Consider the following 20,892-nt stretch of genomic DNA (forward strand, 5'->3'; position numbering starts at 1 on the left):
AGTCGTCGGGTATCCAGCGAGCGTCGCTTCACAACCCCCAGGCCAGTGCCAGCAGGCGCTCGACCGGCGCTGCCCCTCAGAACGCCTTCGCGTCCAAGTGGTATGTCGTGTCGACCCAGAAGCCGCTTGTGGACTCGGCTTTGATCTCCAGTACGTACTGGCCGGGCGTCAGCGGCACGACGCCGCCCCAGATGCCCCAGGCGAACCGGCGGATCAGCTTCGTCCGGAACGGTGCCGCAAACTCCTGCAAGGGCAGAGGGACACCGTTGAGCGATGCTGTGGCCCGTGCAACCGTCAAAAACAGAGGAACCTTCGAGTGGAACCTGGTGTGCTGCATGTTGAGCACAGGGAAGAAGAGAGGTCTATCCGAGGGCACAACGCAGCGCCGCACCACGCGACCGCCGTAGGTCCCAGCGAGGAACCAGAGGTCGGCAGGCTGGTTCCAGGCGGCGTTTTCGCCTGTTGTGTCACGCACCGGACAGAGGTCGTCCGGTGCCGCAAGAGCCCACTTCCACCACCGCCCTGCAAGCACCCCGCCCTCCTGGTCGCTCAGCTTCCATGTGCTGCCGACCGACTCGGTACCGCTCATGACGCCCCTCCCGTACACGCCCCGACTTGGGGCTTGCCCCAAACTGACGCGCACTACCGCAGGCGGATCTGCACTCCCCGCTGCCCATGCCCCGTCTGGTCGGTACGCTTCTCAGACAATCGGACTTCTGTTGGGGTCCAACACATTCACAGCTCCAGCATCCAATCTGGATTCAAATTCATCAAGCGTTTCACGCTTAATGAATTCTCCCTCACTCCGATAGATCGGCAACAACCACAAGAATCGAGCACTCCCAGCTTCCCGCGAGGCCCATTCAAGTTCAGGCCCGTAGGGATAAGGCAGGCTCACTAGAAGATGATCCATGCTTGAATTCGGCATCCAAGGACGGCCGATATCAATGACTGACCCGATGTTCAATCGGTGTGCCTCGAAAGAATGATAGTGACTCACCATCGCCAGCGTCTCCGAGTGAACCTCGGAAGCCATAGGAGACATGACGAAAAATTCGATTCCGCCGATCGATGATTCAGTGATCGATGAGCCCACCGTCACGTAGACCCAAGCCTCACCGGCACGCTGAGGGAGAACGCGATAGGTCGCAAAATGCGGAACTCGCTCCAGGATCGGCCCACGATGCCAAGTGGCAGGTTCCACAATATGCCCGTGCCAGAAGATCCGAACGTGCCGTTCAAGAGCCCACAATCGCTCACTTACGTCGATCACAGTCCCAAATTCCTCTTAATGGCTTTCGAGACCTTCGCCATTTCAGCCCCCTGTGATCGCTGACATGCTTGACATGTCGCCCCATTGATTCCGTCGTTCCGCGCATAGGCTCTTCGCTCGGCGTTCGTCATCTCTGAACCTCCGCCGCGATAGTAGTGCAGAACCAGCGGCGGATCATGCTCGGGAGCAGGTGCGTGGTCGGTTCCTGTCTCCATCGTCGTGCCGCAGTCCGGGCACGGCCGCCCTTCACTCTCCGCTCGCGCCGCACGTCCAACAGGGCCATTCGTCTGGGTGCCACCATAATGCCTGGCACGATTGTATGCCTCAGTTGCCGTGACCGGGTTCTCCAGGTCAGCCGCGACACCGCTGGAATCCACTTCGAACCTGGCCACGTCACAGTTGTGGGCGAGAATCGAGGTGAAACCCGCCACCACGTAATACGTGTGCAGATCGCTGACGGTCAGGTTGTGAACCGTGGCCTTCTGGGCCGTCCACCGTTCGATCGCCGTGATCTGGACGTACGTGCCGGCACTGGTGCGGAGCCATTCGCCCGGCTTGAGGTCGGTGGCCTTGACCCAGGCGTGCAGGGACTGGACCCAGATGGGATGGCCGTCGGTCGCGGTGACCGTCGCCGTCTTGGTGCCCTTGTCGCCGTCGGTGTCGATGGTGACCTTGACTAGGTGCTTGACGCCTTCGCCTGGCGGTCACGCGGTGGGGGGCGTGACACACCCCACCCCCCACCGCGTTCGAACTCCGTTAACAATGGACTGTGATCTCTCCGGTCCCCTCGATGCCCCGGAGCGCCCACCGGCCCCGGCCGGAGGCGACTCCCTACGTCGACCTCACACGAGCCGAGTGGAGCGCGCTGCGCGACAAGACGCCGCTGCCGCTCACCGCCGAGGAGGTCGAGCGGCTGCGCGGCCTCGGCGACGTCATCGACCTCGACGAGGTGCGGGACATCTATCTGCCGCTGTCCCGGCTGCTCAACCTCTACGTCGGTGCCACGGACGGGCTGCGCGGCGCGCTGAACACCTTCCTCGGCGAGCAGGGCTCCCAGTCCGGCACCCCCTTCGTCATCGGGGTGGCCGGTTCGGTCGCCGTCGGCAAGTCGACCGTGGCCCGTCTGCTCCAGGCGCTGCTCTCCCGCTGGCCCGAGCACCCCCGGGTCGAGCTGGTCACCACCGACGGGTTCCTGCTGCCCACCCGCGAACTCCAGGCGCGCGGCCTGATGTCCCGCAAGGGGTTCCCGGAGTCGTACGACCGCCGGGCGCTGACCCGGTTCGTCGCCGACATCAAGGCCGGCAAGAGCGAGGTGACCGCGCCCGTCTACTCACACCTGATCTACGACATCGTCCCCGGCGAGAAGCTCAGCGTCCGCCGCCCGGACATCCTCATCGTCGAGGGCCTGAACGTCCTCCAGCCCGCCCTGCCCGGCAAGGACGGCCGCACCAGGGTCGGTCTCGCCGACTACTTCGACTTCAGCGTGTACGTCGACGCGCGCACCGAGGACATCGAGCAGTGGTATCTGAACCGGTTCCGCAAGCTGCGCGGGACCGCCTTCCAGGACCCCTCCTCGTACTTCCGCAAGTACACCCAGGTGTCGGAGGACGAGGCCCTCGACTACGCCCGCACCATGTGGCGGACGATCAACAAGCCCAATCTGGTGGAGAACATCGCACCCACCCGGGGCCGCGCCACACTGGTGCTGCGCAAGGGCCCGGACCACAAGGTGCAGCGGCTGAGCCTGCGCAAGCTCTGACCTCTACGCTGCCGTCATGCTGCATCTGCGACTGATCACGCCCGCCGAGCGCACCGACGACGTGGTGCGGCTGATCGAGAGGACGGTGGGCACCACGCACCTCGTCGTGCTGCGGGGCGCGGCCCGCAACCCGGCCGGTGACGTGGTGATGTGCGACGTCGCACGCGAGGCGGGTCACGAACTGCTCACCGGCCTGCGGGAGCTGGGGATCGAGCAGACGGGTTCGATCGCCGTGGAGAGCATCGACCTGTCGCTGTCCAAGCGGGCCGAGAAGGCCGAGGAGGAGGCGCCCGGCGAGGGCGCGGACGCGGTGCTGTGGGAGCACCTGGCGGACGCCACGCACGAGGAGTCGACGCTGTCGGTGACCTATCTGGCGTTCATCACGCTCGCCACCATGATCGCCGCCTGCGGTGTGCTGCTGGACAACGCGATCCTGATCGTGGGCGCGATGGCCGTCGGCCCGGAGTTCGGGCCACTGGCGGGTCTGAGCACCGCACTTGTGCAGCGGGCCCCGCGGCTGGCGCTGCGGTCGCTGACCGCGCTGCTGGTGGGCTTCGCGCTGGCGATGGCGGTGACGGTCGGCTTCAGCGTCTTCATGGACGCCGTCGGGCTGTTCAGCGAGAGCAAGCTGGAGGCCCCGCGGCCCAACACCAGCTTCGTCTACGCCCCTGACTGGTTCTCCTTCGTCGTGGCGGTGCTCGCCGGAGCCGCCGGCACGCTCTCCCTGACCTCCGCCAAGTCCGGTGCCCTGGTCGGCGTCGCCATCTCGGTGACCACCGTCCCGGCCGCCGCCAACGCGGCCGTCGCCCTCGCCTACGGCGACACCCGGCAGACCTGGGGCTCCACCGTGCAACTGCTGCTGAACCTGCTCGGCATCGTCCTGGCCGGCACGCTCACGCTGCTCGCCCAGAAGTGGTTCTGGATCAGGCAACGCGAGCGCGCCCACCGCGCCTCGGAACTCGCCTAGCCGAGCGCCGACTTCACCGCGTCGGCCAGTCGGCCGGCCACCGAGCGGGCCTGGTCGATGTCGGCGGCCTCGACCATGACGCGGACCAGCGGTTCGGTGCCCGAGGGGCGCAGCAGGACGCGGCCGGTCTCGCCCAGTTCGCGCTCGGCCTCGGTGATCGCGGCGGCCAGGTCCGCGGAGGTCTTCACCCGGGACTTGTCCACGTCGGGGACGTTGATCAGGACCTGGGGCAGCCGCTCCATGACCGCGGCCAGGTCGCGCAGCGTACGGCCGGTCTGGGCGACGCGGGCCGCCAGCAGCAGGCCCGTGAGCGTGCCGTCGCCGGTGGTGGCGTGGTCGAGGATGATGACGTGGCCGGACTGCTCGCCGCCCAGGGCGTAGCCCTTGTTCTTCATCTCCTCCAGGACGTAGCGGTCGCCGACGGCGGTCTGCACGAGGTGGATGCCCTCGCGCTCCATGGCCAGCTTGAAGCCCAGGTTCGACATCACGGTCGCGACGACGGTGTCGGAGCGCAGTGCGGAACGCTCCCGCATCGCCAGCGCGAGCACGGCCAGGATCTGGTCGCCGTCGACCTCCTCGCCGGTGTGGTCCACGGCCAGGCAGCGGTCGGCGTCGCCGTCGTGCGCGATGCCCAGCTGGGCGCCGTGCTCGACGACGGCGGCCTTGAGCGGGCCCAGGTGCGTGGAGCCGCAGCCGTCGTTGATGTTCAGGCCGTCGGGCTCCGCGCCGATGGTGACGACCTCGGCACCGGCCCGGACGAAGGCCTCCGGCGAGACGCGGGAGGCGGCGCCGTGCGCCTCGTCCAGGACGATCTTCAGGCCGTCGAGCCGGTTCGGGAGGACGCCGATGAGGTGGGAGACGTACTGGTCGAGGCCCTCGTCGTAGTCGCGGACGCGGCCCACGCCCGCGCCGGTCGGACGGTCCCAGGGCGCGCCGGTGCGGTGCTCCTCGTAGACCTTCTCGATCCGGTCCTCCAGCTCGTCGGCGAGCTTGTGGCCGCCGCGGGCGAAGAACTTGATGCCGTTGTCGGGCATGGCGTTGTGGCTCGCCGAGAGCATCACGCCGAGGTCGGCGCCGAGCGCGCCGGTCAGATACGCCACGGCGGGCGTCGGCAGCACGCCGACGCGCAGCACGTCCACGCCCGCACTCGCCAGCCCGGCGACCACGGCGGCCTCCAGGAACTCCCCGGAAGCACGCGGGTCCCGGCCGACCACGGCCTTGGGACGGTGGCCCTCGAAGGTGCCCGCCTCGGCAAGCACGTGCGCCGCGGCGACGGAGAGGCCGAGCGCCATCTCGGCGGTCAGGTCCGCGTTGGCGACGCCACGCACGCCGTCCGTGCCGAAGAGTCGTCCCACTTGTCCTCCTGATAAAGCGTCGGTTCCTGAAGGGCCGGGCATCCGATCACATCAGCCGGTCAGCACCTCGTGCCGTTATACGCCCAAGTCCTGCGATATACGAACGCCCCGACAGCACAGTGGCGTGCCGCCGGGGCGTTCGGAGTAGGCCTGTCCGCAGGCAGCTGCTGATTAGCGCTTGCTGTACTGCGGCGCCTTGCGGGCCTTCTTCAGACCGGCCTTCTTGCGCTCGACCGCACGGTCGTCGCGGCGGAGGAAGCCGGCCTTCTTGAGCGGGCCGCGGTTGTTGTCGACGTCGGCCTCGTTCAGGGCGCGGGCGACACCGAGACGCAGGGCACCGGCCTGGCCGGAGACGCCGCCGCCGGCGATGCGGGCGATGACGTCGTAACGGCCCTCGAGCTCCAGCACCTTGAAGGGCTCGTTGACTTCCTGCTGGTGCACCTTGTTCGGGAAGTAGTCCTCGAGGGTGCGGCCGTTGATCTTCCACTTGCCGGAGCCCGGAACGATCCGGACGCGGGCAATGGCGTTCTTGCGGCGGCCCAGGCCGGCGGCGGGCTGGGGCTCACCGAAGCGCGAGGCGAGGGACTCGGAGGTGTACTCACCCTCCACCGGAACCTCGGACTCGGTGGTGTAGCTGTCGATGTCAAGCTCTTCGAGCGGCTGCTCGGCAGTGGTCTCGGCCACGATTCTCCTCAGATTCTCTTCAGTCTTAGGGGGTGGCCGGACTTACTGCGCGACCTGGGTGATCTCGAACGGCACCGGCTGCTGGGCGCCGTGCGGGTGCTGGTCACCCTTGTAGACCTTCAGCTTCGAGAGCATCTGACGGCCCAGGGAGTTCTTGGGGAGCATGCCCTTGACGGCCTTCTCGATGGCCTTCTCCGGGTTCTTGTCGAGCAGCTCGTCGTAACGGACGGAGCGCAGACCACCCGGGTAGCCGGAGTGGCGGTACGCCATCTTCTGGGTCCGCTTGTTGCCGGAGAGGTGCACCTTGTCGGCGTTGATGATGATGACGAAGTCACCAGCGTCGACGTGCGGCGCGTAGATCGGCTTGTGCTTGCCCCGCAGAAGGGTGGCGGCGGTGGACGCCAGGCGGCCCAGGACAACGTCCTGGGCGTCAATGACGTGCCACTGGCGCGTGATGTCGCCGGGCTTGGGGCTGTACGTACGCACGGTTCGTAGCCTTCGCTTCTTCAGTGAGTGGTCCTGACAAGGTCACCGAAGACGATCACGACAGCCCTGACCGCACCGCGGTGACGCAAACCGCGTGCTGGTCGCTGGTCATCGGCCCGGTGGACCGGTGTAAGGGCCCGTCCCGTGAGAATGAGCAAGCCAATACACAACGAACATGCAGGATACCCGTGCGGCCCTCCGGGGGTCAAAACGGGTTGCCCGCACCGATCCAGCGTGTTCCGCCCCAGTGTAGGCGGCGCCCACCCCCACTCCCCCACAACACCCGCCCTTCGGCCCTCGCACGAGCACACCTCCCGGGCGCGGACGGGGGCGCCCGGCCCGCTCCGGCTGCGGCGTGCTCCGCTTTGTACCGGCCTGCGCCGAAGGTGCCCGGAGGGGCGCCGCGGGCGGCGCCCGGGCGCCCCGGGCCCCGTCTAAGATGCGCCCCATGAGTCATGGGCAGCGGGGCTCGCAGTCCCAGTGGGATCCCTGGAAACCACAATCTCAGCAGCCGTGGAACAGCGGGAGCGACAGCCAGACCCCGGACTGGGCCGCACTCGCCGAGGCGTCCGAGACGCGCAACAAGCGGCGACGACTGCTGTTCGTCGGCGGGGGCGTGCTGGCCACCGTGGCCGTGGGCGCGGCCGTCGCCATGGCGGTGATGTCCGCGAACAGCGACGACAACGCCTCGGGACACCCGGCCTCCCAGCTGCCCGCCACCGCCGCGCTGCCGAGCAGTTCGGCCACGGGCCCCTCCTTCGCGCCCACCAGCGCCCCGCCCCCGCTGGACCCCAAGGACTTCATATCCAGCGCGCAGAAGGACACGGCCCCGCTCAGCGCGGACACGCTCTTCCCTGGCGCCCGGCTGACCATGGGCGAGAACGTGTACAAGAAGGGCCCCACCGCCGACACCAAGAGCTGTGCCACGGCCGTCCAGGGCACCCTCGGCAAGGTCCTCACCGCCAACGGCTGCACTCGCCTGATCCGCGCGACCTACACGAAGGACGGGATCGCGGCCACCGTCGGCGTCGCCGTCTTCGACACGGAGGCCCAGGCCCTCAAGGCCAAGGGCCAGGCCGACAAGAAGAGCATCGTCAAGCCGCTCTCCGGCAGCGGCGTCAAGGCCTTCTGCGACGGCGCGGTCTGCCGCTCCACGACCAACTCCTACGGCCGCTACGCCTACTTCACCCTCGCCGGATTCCCCAGCGGCAAGGACGTGACGGCCAAGGACACCAAGGTGTTCCGCGCCGGCGACGACCTCGCCGAGTTCGCGTTCCAGCAGATCCGCCGGCGCGGCGTGGCCCAGGCCTCGGCGGCGGCCAACCACTAGGACGCCGGTGGCGCACCGGTAGGCACCACTAGGACGGGTCCGATGTCCCTCCGGGACCTCCCCGGTCAGGACATCCCCAGCGCGCAGAACCGCCAGCCCGCCGCCGTCCAGCGGTCCGGGTCGAGGACGCCCCGGCCGTCCACGATGCGCGGCCGGGACACCAGCCCCGCCGCCCATCGCGGGTCGATCTCCCGGAACCGCGGCCACTCGGTCAGCAGCAGCACCAGTTCGGCCCCGCGCAGCGCCTCCGGCACGGACAGCGCGTAGCCGAGCAGCGGGAACGCCTTGCGCGCGTTGTCCAGCGCCTCGGGGTCGTAGACCGTGACGTCGGCGCCGTCGAGGCCGAGGCGCGCGGCCACGTTCAGCGCGGGCGAGTCGCGGACGTCGTCCGAGTCCGGTTTGAAGGCGGCGCCCAGCACCGCCACCCGCGCGCCGAGGACGGATCCACCGCACAGCTCGCGGGCCAGCGCGACCGTCCGGTCCCGGCGCCGCATGTTGATCGCGTCCACCGCGTGCAGGAATCCCAGGTCCACGCCCAGCTCGGCGGAGCGGTGCGCGAAGGCCCGGATGTCCTTGGGCAGGCAGCCGCCGCCGAACCCGACCCCGGCCCGCAGGTACGCCCGCCCGATCCGGCCGTCACATCCCAGCACCTCGGACAGTTTCCGCACGTCACCGCCCGCGGCCTCGCAGACCTCGGCCATCGCGTTGATGAACGAGATCTTGGTGGCGAGGAAGGAGTTCGCGGCCGTCTTGGCCAGTTCCGCGGTGGCGAAGTCGGTGACGACCAGCGGCGTCCCGGCGGCCAGCACAGGACCGTAGACCTGGCGCAGCAGCCGCTCGGCGCGCCCGGTGCGCACCCCGAACACCAGCCGGTCCGGCCGCAGGGTGTCCTCGACGGCGAAGCCCTCCCGCAGGAACTCCGGGTTCCACGCGATCTCGGCGCCGTGCTCTTCGGCGAGCCGCGCGGCGGTGCCGACCGGCACGGTCGACTTGCCCACCAGCAGGGCGCCCTTGCGCGCATGCCGGGCGATCCCCGCGAACGCCGACTCCACACAGCTCAGGTCCGCGCCGTCGCAGTCCCTGCGCTGCGGGGTGCCGACGCACACGAAGTGCACCTGCCCGAAGGCACCGGCCTCCTCGTAGGCGGTCGTGAACCGCAGCCGTCCGCTCGCCGTGTGCCGGGCGAGCAGCGCGGACAGCCCCGGTTCGTGGAACGGCGCCCGGCCGGCGCGCAGCGCGGCGATCTTGCCCGCGTCGACGTCGACGCCGACCACCTCGTGTCCCAGCTCCGCCATGCAGGCGGCATGCGTGGCACCCAGATAACCGGTGCCGATGACGGTGAGCCGCATGGGTCCGCGAGTTCCCGCCAGCCCGCAACCGTACCGTCACACCACGTGAGCGGACTCATGGCCCTCGGCAGCAGCCCTCAGCAGCAGCCGGCCGCCGGCAGCGACCGCTTGTTGCGGGCCTCCCGGCTACGCGCCGCCAGCAGCTCGTCGGCCGGGTAGCCGACCTCCTCCAGGGTCAGCCCGTGCGGCCGTACCACGTGCACGGCGGAGTCCCGTACGCCCGCGGCCAGCACCTTCCCGGGCCAGTCCGGCGGACGGTGGCCGTCGCCGACGAACAGCAGCGCCCCGATGAGTGAGCGGACCATGTTGTGGCAGAAGGCGTCGGCGCGGACGGTCGCGGTGATGATCCCGTCGTCGCCCCGCGCCAGGCTCAGCTCCTGGAGCGTACGGATGGTGGTCGCGCCCTCACGCTTCTTGCAGTACGCGGCGAAGTCGTGCTCGCCGATCAGCCGCCGGGCGGCCTCGTTCATGGCATCCACGTCGAGCGGCCAGTCGTGCCAGAGCACATGGCCCCGCAGCAGCGGGTCCACACCGCCGGGGTTGTCCGTGACGCGGTAGGCGTAGCGGCGCCAGACGGCGGAGAAACGGGCGTTGAAGCCGCTCGGCGCGGGCCTGAGGGCCCAGACGCGCACGTCCCGGGGCAGCCGCCCGGCGAGCCGCTTGAGCAGCTTCTCGTGGTGCTCGCGCCAGACCTGCTCGGGCAGGTCCACATGCGCCACCTGGCCCCGCGCGTGCACCCCGGCGTCGGTCCGCCCGGCGACGGTCAGCTCGTACGTCTCCACGGACCGCGTGACCGTGCGCAGCGCGTCCTCGATCTCCCCCTGCACGGTCCGCTTGCCGCCGGCCTGCTTGGCCCAGCCGTGGAAGCCGGTGCCGTCGTAGGACAGGTCGAGACGGATGCGGACATGGCCGGGCTGTGCTTCGTCACTCACGTACAGATCCTCTCAGGGCCGCCTGCTCCTCCGGTACGCGAAAGCGGGCCCGCCCCGAAGGGCGAACCCGCTTCCAGCGTCAGGCGGAGCCTCAGGCTTCCTTCGACTCCTCGGCAGCGGCCTCCTCGGCCGGCGCCTCGGTGGTCTCGGCAGCCTTGGCCTCGTCGGCCTCCTTGACCGCACGCTTGGTGGCGGCCTCGGCCTCACCCACGGCCTTCTGCTGCACCGTCAGCGCCTCGACCAGCTCGATGACAGCCATGGGCGCGTTGTCGCCACGGCGGTTACCGATCTTGGTGATGCGGGTGTAGCCACCCGGACGGTTCTCGTAACGCGGGCCGATCTCGGTGAAGAGCGTGTGGACGACGCTCTTGTCCGTGATGACCTGGAGCACCTGACGGCGGTTGTGAAGGTCGCCCTTCTTCGCCTTGGTGACCAGACGCTCGGCGTACGGGCGCAGGCGGCGGGCCTTCGCCTCGGTGGTGGTGATACGGCCGTGCTCGAACAGCGCCTTCGCGAGGTTCGCGAGGAGCAGCTTCTCGTGCGCGGCACTGCCGCCCAGACGGGCACCCTTGGTGGGCTTCGGCATTGTTCTTCTCCTGTGTGTCTGCCCCGGCCGTGTCAGGTACCGGGGTCAGGAACCCGATGAGCGGATGCTCACCGGCAACGACCGATCAGTACTGCTCGGTCTCCACGAAACCCGCGTCCGCGTCGTCGTCGGCGCCGAAGGCGTCGGCAGCGGCCGTGGGGTCGAATCCGGGCGGGCTGTCCTTCAGGGCCAGGCCCATGCCGGCCAGCTTCGCCTTGACCTCGTCGATGGACTTCGCACCGAAGTTGCGGATGTCCAGCAGGTCGGCCTCCGAGCGGGCGACGAGCTCACCCACGGAGTGGATGCCCTCGCGCTTGAGGCAGTTGTAGGAGCGGACCGTGAGCTCCAGCTCCTCGATCGGCAGCGCGAGGTCGGCGGCCAGGGCGGCGTCCGTGGGGGACGGGCCCATGTCGATGCCCTCGGCGTCGATGTTCAGCTCGCGGGCGAGACCGAACAGCTCGACCAGGGTCTTGCCGGCCGACGCCATGGCGTCACGCGGACGCATGGCCTGCTTCGTCTCGACGTCGACGATCAGCTTGTCGAAGTCGGTGCGCTGCTCGACACGCGTGGCCTCGACCTTGTACGTGACCTTGAGAACCGGCGAGTAGATCGAGTCGACCGGGATACGGCCGATCTCCTGGCCCACCTGCTTGTTCTGCACGGCGGAGACGTAACCGCGACCGCGCTCGACGGTCAGCTCCATCTCCAGCTTGCCCTTGCCGTTGAGCGTGGCGAGGACGAGGTCGGGGTTGTGCACCTCGACACCGGCCGGGGGCGCGATGTCGGCGGCGGTGACCAGACCCGGGCCCTGCTTGCGCAGGTACATCACGACCGGCTCGTCGTGCTCCGAGGAGACGACCAGCTGCTTGATGTTGAGGATCAGGTCGGTGACGTCCTCCTTGACGCCCGGCACGGTGGTGAACTCGTGCAGGACGCCGTCGATACGGATGCTGGTGACAGCGGCACCGGGGATCGACGACAGGAGGGTGCGGCGCAGGGAGTTGCCGAGGGTGTAGCCGAAGCCCGGCTCCAGCGGCTCGATCACGAACCGGGAGCGGAACTCGTCGACGACCTCTTCGGTCAACGAGGGACGCTGAGCGATCAGCATGTTGTGATTCCTTCAGTCATGGACGCCCGCTATTTGACGTCCGACTAGTACTGCAAGGGTACGGGCGGCACGGCCCGAAAGAGCCGTACCGCCCGAATCCTCAAGCGAACCGTGCCTCAGACGCGGCGGCGCTTCGGCGGACGGCAGCCGTTGTGCGGGGTCGGGGTGACGTCCTGGATGGAGCCGACCTCGAGGCCCGTGGCCTGCAGGGAGCGGATCGCGGTCTCACGACCGGAGCCCGGGCCCTTGACGAACACGTCGACCTTGCGCATGCCGTGCTCCTGGGCGCGGCGGGCGGCCGACTCGGCGGCCATCTGCGCGGCGAACGGCGTGGACTTCCGGGAGCCCTTGAAGCCGACGTGGCCGGCGGAGGCCCAGGAGATCACGTTGCCGCTCGGGTCGGTGATCGAAACGATGGTGTTGTTGAACGTGCTCTTGATGTGCGCGTGGCCGTGAGCGACGTTCTTCTTTTCCTTGCGGCGCACCTTCTTGGCAGCGCCCTGACGACCCTTGGGGGGCATCTGTACTCCTACGGGAGGTGGTCGGTCCTACAGCGAAGACCGCTGGACGGCGAAGTCCGCTGTGGACTACTTCTTGCCCGGCTTCTTCTTGCCGGCGATGGCGCGACGCGGGCCCTTGCGGGTACGGGCGTTCGTGCTGGTGCGCTGACCGCGGACAGGCAGACCGCGACGGTGACGGAGACCCTGGTAGCAGCCGATCTCGACCTTGCGGCGGATGTCGGCCTGGATCTCGCGACGGAGGTCACCCTCGGTCTTGATGTTGTTGTCGACGTACTCACGAATCGCGACGAGCTGCTCTTCGGAGAGGTCGCGAACGCGGGTGTTCGGGTCGATACCGGTCTCGGCCAGCGTCTGCTGGGAGAGCGTCCGGCCGATGCCGAACACGTAGGTGAGCGCGACCTCCACGCGCTTTTCGCGCGGGATGTCAACACCGGAAACGCGTGCCATTCAATGGCTCCTGGTGATCTTCGGAGGTCTTCCACAGAACCGGTTCCCAGCCGCCGTATCAGGTACGTACCGGGTCCCCGGCCTCCGAACCGGGGGTGTCAAGCCGCGTAGCGGCTCGGGCCCTGCGTATGAACATATTCAGCTCGCGTCGCGCGAATCTCTGCGATGGAAATGCAGAGGGTGCGGTCGGTCGTGCGTCAGCCCTGGCGCTGCTTGTGGCGCGGGTTCTCGCAGATGACCATGACCCGGCCGTGACGGCGGATCACCCTGCACTTGTCGCAGATCTTCTTGACGCTCGGCTTGACCTTCATGGGTGTGAGGTTCTCCGGGTCAGTTGCCGGCGGCCCCGTGCACAGGGAGGGCACGGGACGTAGGCAAGATCTACTTGTATCGGTAGACGATCCGGCCACGCGTCAGGTCGTACGGAGACAGCTCCACCACGACCCGGTCGTCAGGGAGGATGCGGATGTAGTGCATACGCATCTTGCCGCTGATGTGTGCCAGGACCTGGTGGCCGTTCTGGAGCTCGACCTTGAACATGGCGTTCGGCAGAGACTCGACGACAGTGCCCTCGATCTCGATGGCACCTTGCTTCTTGGCCACGCTTTGCCCTTCGAATCGACTACCTTGATCGACTCTCTCTGCTTCCCTTACGGGCGCATGCGGACATGCGGGCGCACGAGAGCCGACGAGTCAGTCTACGTCAGCGCACCCGGAAACACGAATCGAGGAAGCCTGCCCGGCACGCGAGATCACCATGCCGCCCCACCGAAACTCACGCCAGCGGGTCAGGCGCCGACCGGGACCGCCGTCACGCCAGCGGGTCAGGCGCCGTCGTGATGCCGTGCTCCGCAAGCTTGGCCTTGCCGCCGTCCGGGGCCGTCAGGACCAGGGGGCCCTGCTCGGTCAGGGCGACCGAGTGCTCCCAGTGGGACGACCAGGTGCCGACCCATCCTTGACGCCGCTCTCGCGGGATCGGCGCCAGGGGCGCCTCACAGGCTTCGAGCGGCTGCGCCGGCCTCCGACCGGCGACCCTCACCCAGGCCGCCTGTCAGCCTAGCGGGTCAGGCGCCGTCGTGATCCCGTGCTCCGCAAGCTTGGCCTTGCCGCCGTCCGGGGCCGTCAGGACCAGGGGGCCCTGCTCGGTCAGGGCGACCGAGTGCTCCCAGTGGGACGACCAGGTGCCGTCCGTGGTGATGACCGTCCAGTCGTCCTCGAGGACCCGGGTCTTCGCCGTGCCCAGGGAGACCATCGGCTCGATGGCCAGGCAGATGCCGGGGACCAGCTTGGGGCCCTTGCCGCGCCGGCGGTCCACGTAGTTCAGCAGGTGCGGGTCCATGTGCATCTCGGTGCCGATGCCGTGGCCGCCGTAGTCCTCGATGATCCCGTAGCGCCCGCCGCCGGGCTTGGGCTGGCGGCGGATGTACGTCTCGACGGCACGGGAGATGTCGACCAGCCGGTTGCCCTGCTTCATGGCCGCGATCCCGGCCCACATCGACTCCTCGGTCACCCGGGAGAGCTCGACCAGCTCCGGGGCGTGACCGGACCCGACGAACGCGGTGTACGCGGCGTCGCCGTGCCAGCCGTCGACGATCGCGCCGCAGTCGATGGAGATGATGTCCCCGTCCTTGAGGACGACGTCCTCCGAGGGGATGCCGTGGACGACGACCTCGTTGACCGAGGTGCAGATCGTCGCCGGGAAGCCGCCGTAGCCGAGGAAGTTCGGCTTGGCGTTGTGCTCGGCCAGCACCTTGCGGGCGACCTCGTCCAGATCCTTGGTGCGCGCCCCGGGTACGGCCGCCTCCCGGGTGGCCGCGTGGATCGCGGCGACGACCAGCCCCGCCGCACGCATCTTGGCGATCTGCTCGGGGCTCTTGATCTGCACCATGGGGAGAAGGGCCTTTCTGGGACCGGAAAGAGGGCCGACTATGTCAACCATACGGGCGCCGCCGCGCCCACAGCACAGCCGCGGCCCCTTCGAAAGGAACCGCGGCTGCACCCGACGTGACGCCTACTTCGTGGCGTCCTCGCGCTTCAGCGCCTCCAGCGCGCGCCGCGTGATCTCGTCCACCGGGCCGAGCGAGGAGATCGTCACGACCAGGCCCTGGGCCTTGTAGTAGTCGATGATCGGCTCGGTCTGCGTGTGGTAGACCTCCAGCCGCTTGCGGACGGTGTCCTCGGAGTCGTCGTCCCGCTGGTACAGCTCACCGCCGCAGACGTCGCAGACGCCCTCCTTCTTCGCCGGGCTGTACGTCACGTGGAAGACGTGGCTGGAGTCCTTCCGGCAGATCCGCCGGCCGGCGATCCGCTTGACGACCTCGTCCTCGGGGACCTCCAGGTCGAGCACCGCGTCGAGCTTGATGCTCTCCTCCTGCAGCAGCGTGTCCAGCGCCTCGGCCTGGGAGACGTTGCGCGGGAAGCCGTCCAGCAGGAAGCCTCCGGCGGCGTCGGGCTGCTCCATGCGGTCCTTGGCCATGGCGATGGTGACCTCGTCCGGCACGAGGTTGCCGGCGTCCATGTAGGACTTCGCCAGCTTGCCGAGCTCCGTCTGGCGGCTGATGTTGGCGCGGAACAGGTCGCCCGTGGAGATGTGCGGGATGCGCAGCTTCTCGGCAAGGCGCACAGCCTGCGTTCCCTTACCGGCACCAGGCGGCCCGACGAGGACGATTCGCATCAGCGGAGGAACCCTTCGTAATTGCGCTGCTGGAGCTGGCTCTCGATCTGCTTCACCGTCTCGAGGCCGACACCCACGATGATCAGGATGCTCGTCCCGCCGAAGGGGAAGTTCTGGTTCGCGTTGAACCCGACCAACGCCATTGTCGGTACGAGAGCGATCAGACCCAGATACAGCGAACCCGGCCAGGTGATCCGGTTGAGCACGTACGAAAGGTACTCAGCGGTCGGTCGGCCAGCCCGGATGCCCGGGATGAAGCCACCATACTTCTTCATGTTGTCCGCGACTTCCTCGGGGTTGAAGGAGATCGCCACGTAGAAGAACGCGAAGAACACGATGAGCAAGAAGTACATAGTGATGTAAAGCGGGTGATCGCCCTTGGTCAGGTTCTGCTGAACCCAGGTCTTCCAGCCGGAGTTGCCCCCCGCGAACTGGGCGATGAGCGCCGGAATGTACAGCAGCGACGAGGCGAAGATGACCGGAATCACACCGGCCTGGTTCACCTTGAGCGGGATGTACGTGGACGTACCGCCGTAGGAACGTCGACCGATCATGCGCTTCGCGTACTGCACCGGGATGCGACGCTGGGCCTGCTCGACGAAGACGACCAGACCGACCATGACCAGGCCCACCAGGATCACGGTGCCGAACTCGATCCAGCCGCCGGCCAGGGTGCCCTGCTTCTTGATGGCCCACAGCGAGGACGGGAACGTCGCGGCGATCGAGATGAACATCAGGATCGACATGCCGTTGCCGATGCCGCGGTCGGTGATGAGCTCACCGAGCCACATGACCACGGCCGTACCGGCGGTCATGCAGACCACCATGACGATCGTGTTGAAGATCGCCCGCTCGGGCACGATGTTGGCCGCGACCGTGCACCCGGAGAAGAGGGCGCCGCTGCGGGCGGTGGCCACCAGGCCGGTGCCCTGCAGGATGGCCAGCGCCACCGTCAGGTAACGGGTGTACTGGGTGATCTTGGCCGTGCCGGCCTGGCCCTCCTTCTTGAGGGCTTCCAGGCGCGGGATCACCACGGTCAGCAGCTGCAGGATGATGCTCGCCGTGATGTACGGCATGATCCCGAGGGCGAAGACCGTGATCTGGAGCAGCGCGCCGCCGCTGAACATGTTGACCAGACCGAAGAGCCCCTGATTGCCGGAGGCCTCGGTCACACACTGCTGGACAGCCTTGTAGTTGACGCCCGGGATCGGGATGTGGGTACCGACGCGGTACGCCACGATGATGCCGAGTGTGAAGAGCAGCTTCTTGCGCAGGTCGGGCGTCCTGAACGCCCGGGCGAAGCCGGTGAGCACGGTGCCTCCTGCGACCCCCGCGCCAGTGCGTCAAGGGTGACGGTCTTGAGGTTCGACGAAAAGAACAGTGCAGGCCACCTTACCGGCGACACTGCCCCCCTTGGAACGACCAACCGGGGATACCTCATTGTGAGGTATCCCCGGTCGGGATGCTTACGTCATCGAGAAGACGTCCAAGGAACTCAGACGAGCTCGGTGACGGAACCACCGGCGGCGGTGATCTTCTCCTTGGCGGAGCCGGAGACGGCGTCCACCGTCACCTGCAGCGCCACGGAGACCTCGCCCTGGCCCAGGACCTTGACCAGGCTGTTCTTGCGAACGGCACCCTTGGCCACCAGGTCCTCGACCGTGACCTCGCCACCCTGCGGGTAGAGCGCGGCCAGCTTGTCGAGGTTCACGACCTGGTACTCGGTCTTGAACGGGTTCTTGAAGCCCTTCAGCTTCGGGAGGCGCATGTGGAGCGGCATCTGGCCGCCCTCGAAGCGCTCCGGAACCTGGTAACGGGCCTTCGTGCCCTTCGTACCACGACCGGCCGTCTTACCCTTCGACGCCTCACCACGACCGACACGGGTCTTGGCGGTCTTGGCGCCCGGGGCGGGACGGAGGTTGTGGATCTTCAGCGGGTTCTGCTCCGCCATGATCAGTCGACCTCCTCGACCGTCACGAGGTGGCGGACGGTGTGCACCATGCCGCGGAACTCGGGGCGGTCCTCCTTGACGACCACGTCACCCAGGCGCTTGAGGCCCAGGGAACGCAGGGTGTCGCGGTGGTTCTGCTTGCTGCCGATGTAGGACTTGACCTGCGTGATCTTGAGCTGAGCCATGATTACGCACCTGCCCCGGCACGCGCACGCAGCAGGGCCGCGGGGGCGACGTCCTCGAGCGGCAGACCACGGCGGGCCGCGATCTCCTCGGGACGCTGCAGACCCTTGAGGGCCTCCACGGTCGCGTGCACGATGTTGATCGCGTTGTCGGAGCCGAGCGACTTCGACAGCACGTCGTGGATACCGGCGCACTCGAGCACGGCACGCACCGGACCACCGGCGATAACACCGGTACCCGGGGACGCGGGCTTGAGCAGCACGACGCCGGCAGCCTTCTCACCCTGGATCGGGTGCGGGATGGTGCCCTGGATCCGGGGGACCTTGAAGAAGTGCTTCTTGGCCTCCTCAACGCCCTTGGCGATGGCGGCCGGCACCTCCTTGGCCTTGCCGTATCCGACACCCACGGTGCCGTCACCGTCGCCCACCACGACCAGCGCGGTGAAGCTGAAGCGACGACCACCCTTCACAACCTTGGCGACGCGGTTGATCGCGACGACGCGCTCAACGTACGCGGTCTTCTCGGCGGCAGCTGCGCCGCCGTCACGGCCCTTCCGGTCCCGCCGCTCGCCGCCACCGGCACCGCCACCGCGGCGCTGGGGTCCAGCCATTGGAATTACCTCTCTCTGTTTCCGCTAGCTCGGAACCGGCTCAGAACTTCAGGCCGGCTTCGCGGGCGGCGTCCGCCAGGGCGGCGATGCGCCCGGCGTACTGGTTGCCACCACGGTCGAACACGACAGCCTCGACACCGGCGGCCTTGGCACGCTCGGCGACCAGGGCGCCGACCTGCTTGGCCTGCGCGGACTTGTCGCCCTCGCCACCGCGGATCGACGTGTCCAGCGTGGACGCCGATGCCAGGGTGTGGCCCTTGAGGTCGTCGATCACCTGCGCCACGATGTGGCGGTTGGAGCGGGTCACGACCAGACGGGGACGCTCCGCCGTACCGGCGATCCGCTTGCGGATCCGGATGTGACGGCGCTTGATCGCGGCGCGCTTGTAGGCGTCGCCCTTGAGGATCTTCTGCCCGTATGCCATGGCTTACTTGCCCGCCTTTCCGACCTTGCGGCGGATGACTTCGCCCTCGTACTTGACGCCCTTGGCCTTGTACGGGTCGGGCTTGCGCAGCTTGCGGATGTTGGCCGCGACCTCGCCCACCTTCTGCTTGTCGATGCCCTCGACCGAGAAGCGGGTCGGGGTCTCGACCTTGAAGGTGATGCCCTCGGGCGCCTCGACGGTGATCGGGTGGCTGTAGCCGAGCGCGAACTCCAGGTTCGAACCCTTGGCCGTCACGCGGTAACCGACACCGCTGATCTCGAGCTTCTTCACGTAACCCTGGGTCACGCCGGTGATCATGTTCGCCACCAGCGTGCGGGACAGGCCGTGGAGAGCCTTGTTCTGACGCTCGTCGTTGGGGCGGGTCACCTGAAGGTTGTTGTCCTCGCCCTTGACGATCTCGATCGGCGCGGCAACGGTGTGGGTCAGCGAGCCCTTGGGGCCCTTGACCGAAACCGTACGGCCGTCGATGGTGACGTCCACGCCGGCGGGAACCGCGATGGGGAGCTTGCCGATGCGCGACATAGCTGTTTCCTCCGTTCCCTTCCGTTACCAGACGTAGGCGAGGACTTCCCCACCCACGCCCTTCTTGCCGGCCTGCTTGTCGGTGAGGAGCCCGTGCGACGTGGAGATGATCGCCACGCCCAGGCCGCCGAGCACCTTCGGCAGGTTGGTGGACTTCGCGTACACCCGGAGACCGGGCTTGGAGATCCGCTTGATGCCCGCGATGGAGCGCTCACGGTTCGGGCCGTACTTCAGCTCGAGAACGAGGTTCTTGCCGACCTCGGCGTCCTCGGTCTTCCAGCCCGTGATGAAGCCCTCCTGCTGGAGGATCTCCGCGATGTGCGACTTGATCTTCGAGTGCGGCATGGTCACGGTGTCGTGGTATGCCGAGTTCGCGTTCCGCAGACGCGTGAGCATGTCTGCGATCGGATCAGTCATGGTCATGAATTGGCCTTCGGCCTCTCTCGCCGGGGTTTCCTGGTGCGCCATCCCTCTCCCCGATCCGAGACGGGACGGGTGCGGCGCGGTGGACCTACGGCGTAGTAAGTCGTACGGGCGGCGACAGACGCCCAACCCCACAAGCCTAAGGCATGTGAGCTGGGCGTCTGTCCGCCCTATCTACTTACCGAGAGCTTCCGGAACCCCTCAAACGGGGGATTACCAGGAGCTCTTGGTCACGCCCGGCAGCTCGCCACGGTGAGCCATCTCACGAAGGCACACGCGGCACAGGCCGAACTTGCGGTAAACGGAGTGCGGACGGCCGCAGCGCTGGCAGCGGGTGTAGCCACGCACACCGAACTTGGGCTTGCGAGCAGCCTTAGCGATCAGAGCCTTCTTCGCCATCTCGCTCACGCCTCCTTGAACGGGAAGCCGAGGTGACGAAGGAGCGCGCGGCCCTCAGCGTCGTTGGTCGCCGTGGTGACCACGGTGATGTCCATACCCCGGACGCGGTCGATCTTGTCCTGGTCGATCTCGTGGAACATGACCTGCTCCGTGAGACCGAAGGTGTAGTTGCCACGGCCGTCGAACTGCTTGGGGGACAGGCCGCGGAAGTCGCGGATGCGCGGCAGCGCGAGCGACAGGGTGCGGTCCAGGAACTCCCACATGCGGTCGCCACGGAGCGTGACGTGGGCACCGATCGGCTGGCCCTCACGCAGCTTGAACTGCGCGATGGACTTGCGGGCCTTGGTGACCGCCGGCTTCTGGCCGGTGATCGTGGTGAGGTCGCGGATGGCGCCCTCGATCAGCTTGGAGTCGCGGGCGGCGTCGCCCACACCCATGTTGACCACGATCTTGACGAGGCCCGGGATCTGCATGACGTTCTCGTACTTGAACTCGTCGCGCAGCTTCGGGGCGATCTCGTCGCGGTACTTCTGCTTCAGACGCGGGGCAGTGGTGGTAGCCATCAGATGTCCTCACCCGTCCGCTTGGCAACGCGGATCTTGTTGCCGTTGTCGTCGAAGCGGTAACCGACGCGGGTCACGACCTTCTGACCGTCCTTCTCCACGACCAGCTGGACGTTGGAGACGTGGATCGGCGCCTCGGTGGTGACGATGCCGCCGGCCTGCGAACCGCGAGCGGTCGGCCCGGCCTTGGTGTGCTTCTTGACCCGGTTGACACCCTCGACCAGGACACGCTCCTCGCGCGGGTAAGCGGCAATGACCTTGCCCTGCTTGCCCTTGTCCTTGCCGGTGATGACCTGGACCAGGTCGCCCTTCTTGATCTTCATGC

At 67.8% G+C, this 20,892-nt stretch carries 28 protein-coding genes and 2 pseudogenes; 3 read left to right on the forward strand and 27 right to left on the reverse strand.

Features of this window, described 5'->3' with window-relative positions:
• Positions 1-76: 76 nt before the first annotated feature.
• The 3 genes and pseudogenes from IE318_RS01845 to IE318_RS46455 all read right to left on the reverse strand — a co-directional run.
• Positions 77-589, reverse strand: coding sequence for a hypothetical protein (locus tag IE318_RS01845; protein ID WP_189895704.1), 513 nt, complete (start codon positions 587-589; stop codon positions 77-79).
• 111 nt (positions 590-700) lie between these two features.
• Positions 701-1,273 carry a suppressor of fused domain protein gene (locus tag IE318_RS01850; RefSeq protein WP_189895705.1) on the reverse strand — a complete coding sequence of 191 codons (573 nt, stop codon included), beginning with the start codon at positions 1,271-1,273 and terminating at the stop codon, positions 701-703.
• A gap of 389 nt (positions 1,274-1,662) precedes the next feature.
• A pseudogene (locus IE318_RS46455) lies at positions 1,663-1,971 on the reverse strand (polymorphic toxin-type HINT domain-containing protein); the annotation flags it as partial.
• 92 nt (positions 1,972-2,063) lie between these two features.
• Here IE318_RS46455 and coaA point away from each other — a divergent pair.
• On the forward strand, positions 2,064-3,032 hold the full coding sequence (gene coaA, locus IE318_RS01860) for a type I pantothenate kinase (protein ID WP_189895706.1): 969 nt from the start codon (positions 2,064-2,066) through the stop codon (positions 3,030-3,032).
• 16 nt (positions 3,033-3,048) lie between these two features.
• On the forward strand, positions 3,049-3,999 hold the full coding sequence (locus IE318_RS01865; protein ID WP_189895707.1) for a DUF389 domain-containing protein: 951 nt from the start codon (positions 3,049-3,051) through the stop codon (positions 3,997-3,999).
• Here the strand turns inward: IE318_RS01865 and glmM are convergent.
• From glmM to rplM, 3 genes are all read right to left on the reverse strand, one after another.
• Positions 3,996-5,354 carry a phosphoglucosamine mutase gene (gene glmM, locus IE318_RS01870; protein WP_189895708.1) on the reverse strand — a complete coding sequence of 453 codons (1,359 nt, stop codon included), beginning with the start codon at positions 5,352-5,354 and terminating at the stop codon, positions 3,996-3,998. The two genes, IE318_RS01865 and glmM, sit on opposite strands and share 4 nt — an antisense overlap.
• Positions 5,355-5,525: 171 nt before the next feature.
• The gene (gene rpsI / locus IE318_RS01875; RefSeq protein ID WP_030173946.1) at positions 5,526-6,038 is read right to left on the reverse strand and encodes a 30S ribosomal protein S9; all 513 of its coding nucleotides are present in this window, start codon (positions 6,036-6,038) and stop codon (positions 5,526-5,528) included.
• 42 nt (positions 6,039-6,080) lie between these two features.
• A complete protein-coding gene (gene rplM, locus IE318_RS01880; RefSeq protein ID WP_030173943.1) occupies positions 6,081-6,524 on the reverse strand; it encodes a 50S ribosomal protein L13 in 444 nt (147 codons plus the stop codon).
• A 448-nt stretch (positions 6,525-6,972) separates the two neighbouring features.
• Here rplM and IE318_RS01885 point away from each other — a divergent pair, with 448 nt between their 5' ends.
• A complete protein-coding gene (locus IE318_RS01885) occupies positions 6,973-7,854 on the forward strand; it encodes a hypothetical protein (RefSeq protein ID WP_189895709.1) in 882 nt (293 codons plus the stop codon).
• A gap of 65 nt (positions 7,855-7,919) precedes the next feature.
• On the opposite strand, the gene IE318_RS01890 is transcribed toward IE318_RS01885, so the two are convergent.
• From IE318_RS01890 to rplX, 21 genes and pseudogenes are all read right to left on the reverse strand, one after another.
• Positions 7,920-9,203, reverse strand: a complete 1,284-nt coding sequence (locus IE318_RS01890; RefSeq protein WP_189895710.1) for a UDP-glucose dehydrogenase family protein — start codon at positions 9,201-9,203, stop codon at positions 7,920-7,922.
• Positions 9,204-9,280: 77 nt separating this feature from the next.
• Positions 9,281-10,135, reverse strand: coding sequence for a tRNA pseudouridine(38-40) synthase TruA (gene truA / locus IE318_RS01895; protein ID WP_030173934.1), 855 nt, complete (start codon positions 10,133-10,135; stop codon positions 9,281-9,283).
• 91 nt (positions 10,136-10,226) lie between these two features.
• Complete coding sequence (rplQ, locus tag IE318_RS01900; protein WP_030173931.1) at positions 10,227-10,721, reverse strand: 50S ribosomal protein L17; 495 nt, start codon at positions 10,719-10,721, stop codon at positions 10,227-10,229.
• Between the two features lie 85 nt (positions 10,722-10,806).
• Entirely contained in the window at positions 10,807-11,829 is a 1,023-nt protein-coding gene (locus IE318_RS01905) for a DNA-directed RNA polymerase subunit alpha (RefSeq protein ID WP_003966937.1), read from the reverse strand.
• A gap of 116 nt (positions 11,830-11,945) precedes the next feature.
• Positions 11,946-12,350 carry a 30S ribosomal protein S11 gene (gene rpsK / locus IE318_RS01910; RefSeq protein ID WP_003956432.1) on the reverse strand — a complete coding sequence of 135 codons (405 nt, stop codon included), beginning with the start codon at positions 12,348-12,350 and terminating at the stop codon, positions 11,946-11,948.
• Between the two features lie 66 nt (positions 12,351-12,416).
• Complete coding sequence (gene rpsM, locus IE318_RS01915) at positions 12,417-12,797, reverse strand: 30S ribosomal protein S13 (protein WP_020135802.1); 381 nt, start codon at positions 12,795-12,797, stop codon at positions 12,417-12,419.
• Between the two features lie 197 nt (positions 12,798-12,994).
• Positions 12,995-13,108 carry a 50S ribosomal protein L36 gene (rpmJ, locus tag IE318_RS01920; RefSeq protein ID WP_003998809.1) on the reverse strand — a complete coding sequence of 38 codons (114 nt, stop codon included), beginning with the start codon at positions 13,106-13,108 and terminating at the stop codon, positions 12,995-12,997.
• A gap of 70 nt (positions 13,109-13,178) precedes the next feature.
• Positions 13,179-13,400: a translation initiation factor IF-1 gene (gene infA / locus IE318_RS01925; protein ID WP_003948620.1), complete on the reverse strand. Its 222-nt coding sequence runs from the start codon at positions 13,398-13,400 to the stop codon at positions 13,179-13,181.
• A 208-nt stretch (positions 13,401-13,608) separates the two neighbouring features.
• Positions 13,609-13,743 (reverse strand): annotated as a pseudogene (locus tag IE318_RS01930) (type I methionyl aminopeptidase); the annotation flags it as partial.
• A 105-nt stretch (positions 13,744-13,848) separates the two neighbouring features.
• Complete coding sequence (gene map / locus IE318_RS01935) at positions 13,849-14,685, reverse strand: type I methionyl aminopeptidase (RefSeq protein WP_189895711.1); 837 nt, start codon at positions 14,683-14,685, stop codon at positions 13,849-13,851.
• A 123-nt stretch (positions 14,686-14,808) separates the two neighbouring features.
• On the reverse strand, positions 14,809-15,471 hold the full coding sequence (locus IE318_RS01940; protein ID WP_030174568.1) for an adenylate kinase: 663 nt from the start codon (positions 15,469-15,471) through the stop codon (positions 14,809-14,811).
• Positions 15,471-16,784, reverse strand: a complete 1,314-nt coding sequence (gene secY, locus IE318_RS01945) for a preprotein translocase subunit SecY (RefSeq protein ID WP_030174565.1) — start codon at positions 16,782-16,784, stop codon at positions 15,471-15,473. Before secY ends, IE318_RS01940 begins: the two co-directional genes overlap by 1 nt.
• A gap of 182 nt (positions 16,785-16,966) precedes the next feature.
• Positions 16,967-17,422 carry a 50S ribosomal protein L15 gene (gene rplO / locus IE318_RS01950; protein WP_030174562.1) on the reverse strand — a complete coding sequence of 152 codons (456 nt, stop codon included), beginning with the start codon at positions 17,420-17,422 and terminating at the stop codon, positions 16,967-16,969.
• A gap of 2 nt (positions 17,423-17,424) precedes the next feature.
• Positions 17,425-17,607: a 50S ribosomal protein L30 gene (rpmD, locus tag IE318_RS01955; protein WP_030174559.1), complete on the reverse strand. Its 183-nt coding sequence runs from the start codon at positions 17,605-17,607 to the stop codon at positions 17,425-17,427.
• Positions 17,608-17,609: 2 nt separating this feature from the next.
• On the reverse strand, positions 17,610-18,215 hold the full coding sequence (rpsE, locus tag IE318_RS01960; protein WP_009190144.1) for a 30S ribosomal protein S5: 606 nt from the start codon (positions 18,213-18,215) through the stop codon (positions 17,610-17,612).
• Between the two features lie 40 nt (positions 18,216-18,255).
• On the reverse strand, positions 18,256-18,639 hold the full coding sequence (gene rplR / locus IE318_RS01965; protein ID WP_030174556.1) for a 50S ribosomal protein L18: 384 nt from the start codon (positions 18,637-18,639) through the stop codon (positions 18,256-18,258).
• 3 nt (positions 18,640-18,642) lie between these two features.
• Positions 18,643-19,182 (reverse strand): 50S ribosomal protein L6, encoded by a 540-nt coding sequence (gene rplF / locus IE318_RS01970; RefSeq protein WP_030174553.1) that lies wholly within the window; start codon positions 19,180-19,182, stop codon positions 18,643-18,645.
• Positions 19,183-19,206: 24 nt separating this feature from the next.
• Entirely contained in the window at positions 19,207-19,605 is a 399-nt protein-coding gene (gene rpsH, locus IE318_RS01975; protein WP_009190141.1) for a 30S ribosomal protein S8, read from the reverse strand.
• Positions 19,606-19,818: 213 nt separating this feature from the next.
• Positions 19,819-20,004, reverse strand: coding sequence for a type Z 30S ribosomal protein S14 (locus tag IE318_RS01980; protein ID WP_003948630.1), 186 nt, complete (start codon positions 20,002-20,004; stop codon positions 19,819-19,821).
• Positions 20,005-20,009: 5 nt separating this feature from the next.
• Positions 20,010-20,567 (reverse strand): 50S ribosomal protein L5, encoded by a 558-nt coding sequence (rplE, locus tag IE318_RS01985; RefSeq protein WP_030174550.1) that lies wholly within the window; start codon positions 20,565-20,567, stop codon positions 20,010-20,012.
• On the reverse strand, positions 20,567-20,890 hold the full coding sequence (rplX, locus tag IE318_RS01990; RefSeq protein ID WP_030174548.1) for a 50S ribosomal protein L24: 324 nt from the start codon (positions 20,888-20,890) through the stop codon (positions 20,567-20,569). Before rplX ends, rplE begins: the two co-directional genes overlap by 1 nt.
• Between the last annotated feature and the right edge of the window lie 2 nt (positions 20,891-20,892).

This window comes from Streptomyces spiralis, from assembly GCF_014654675.1.
GTDB classification, from domain to species: Bacteria; Actinomycetota; Actinomycetes; order Streptomycetales; family Streptomycetaceae; genus Streptomyces; species Streptomyces spiralis.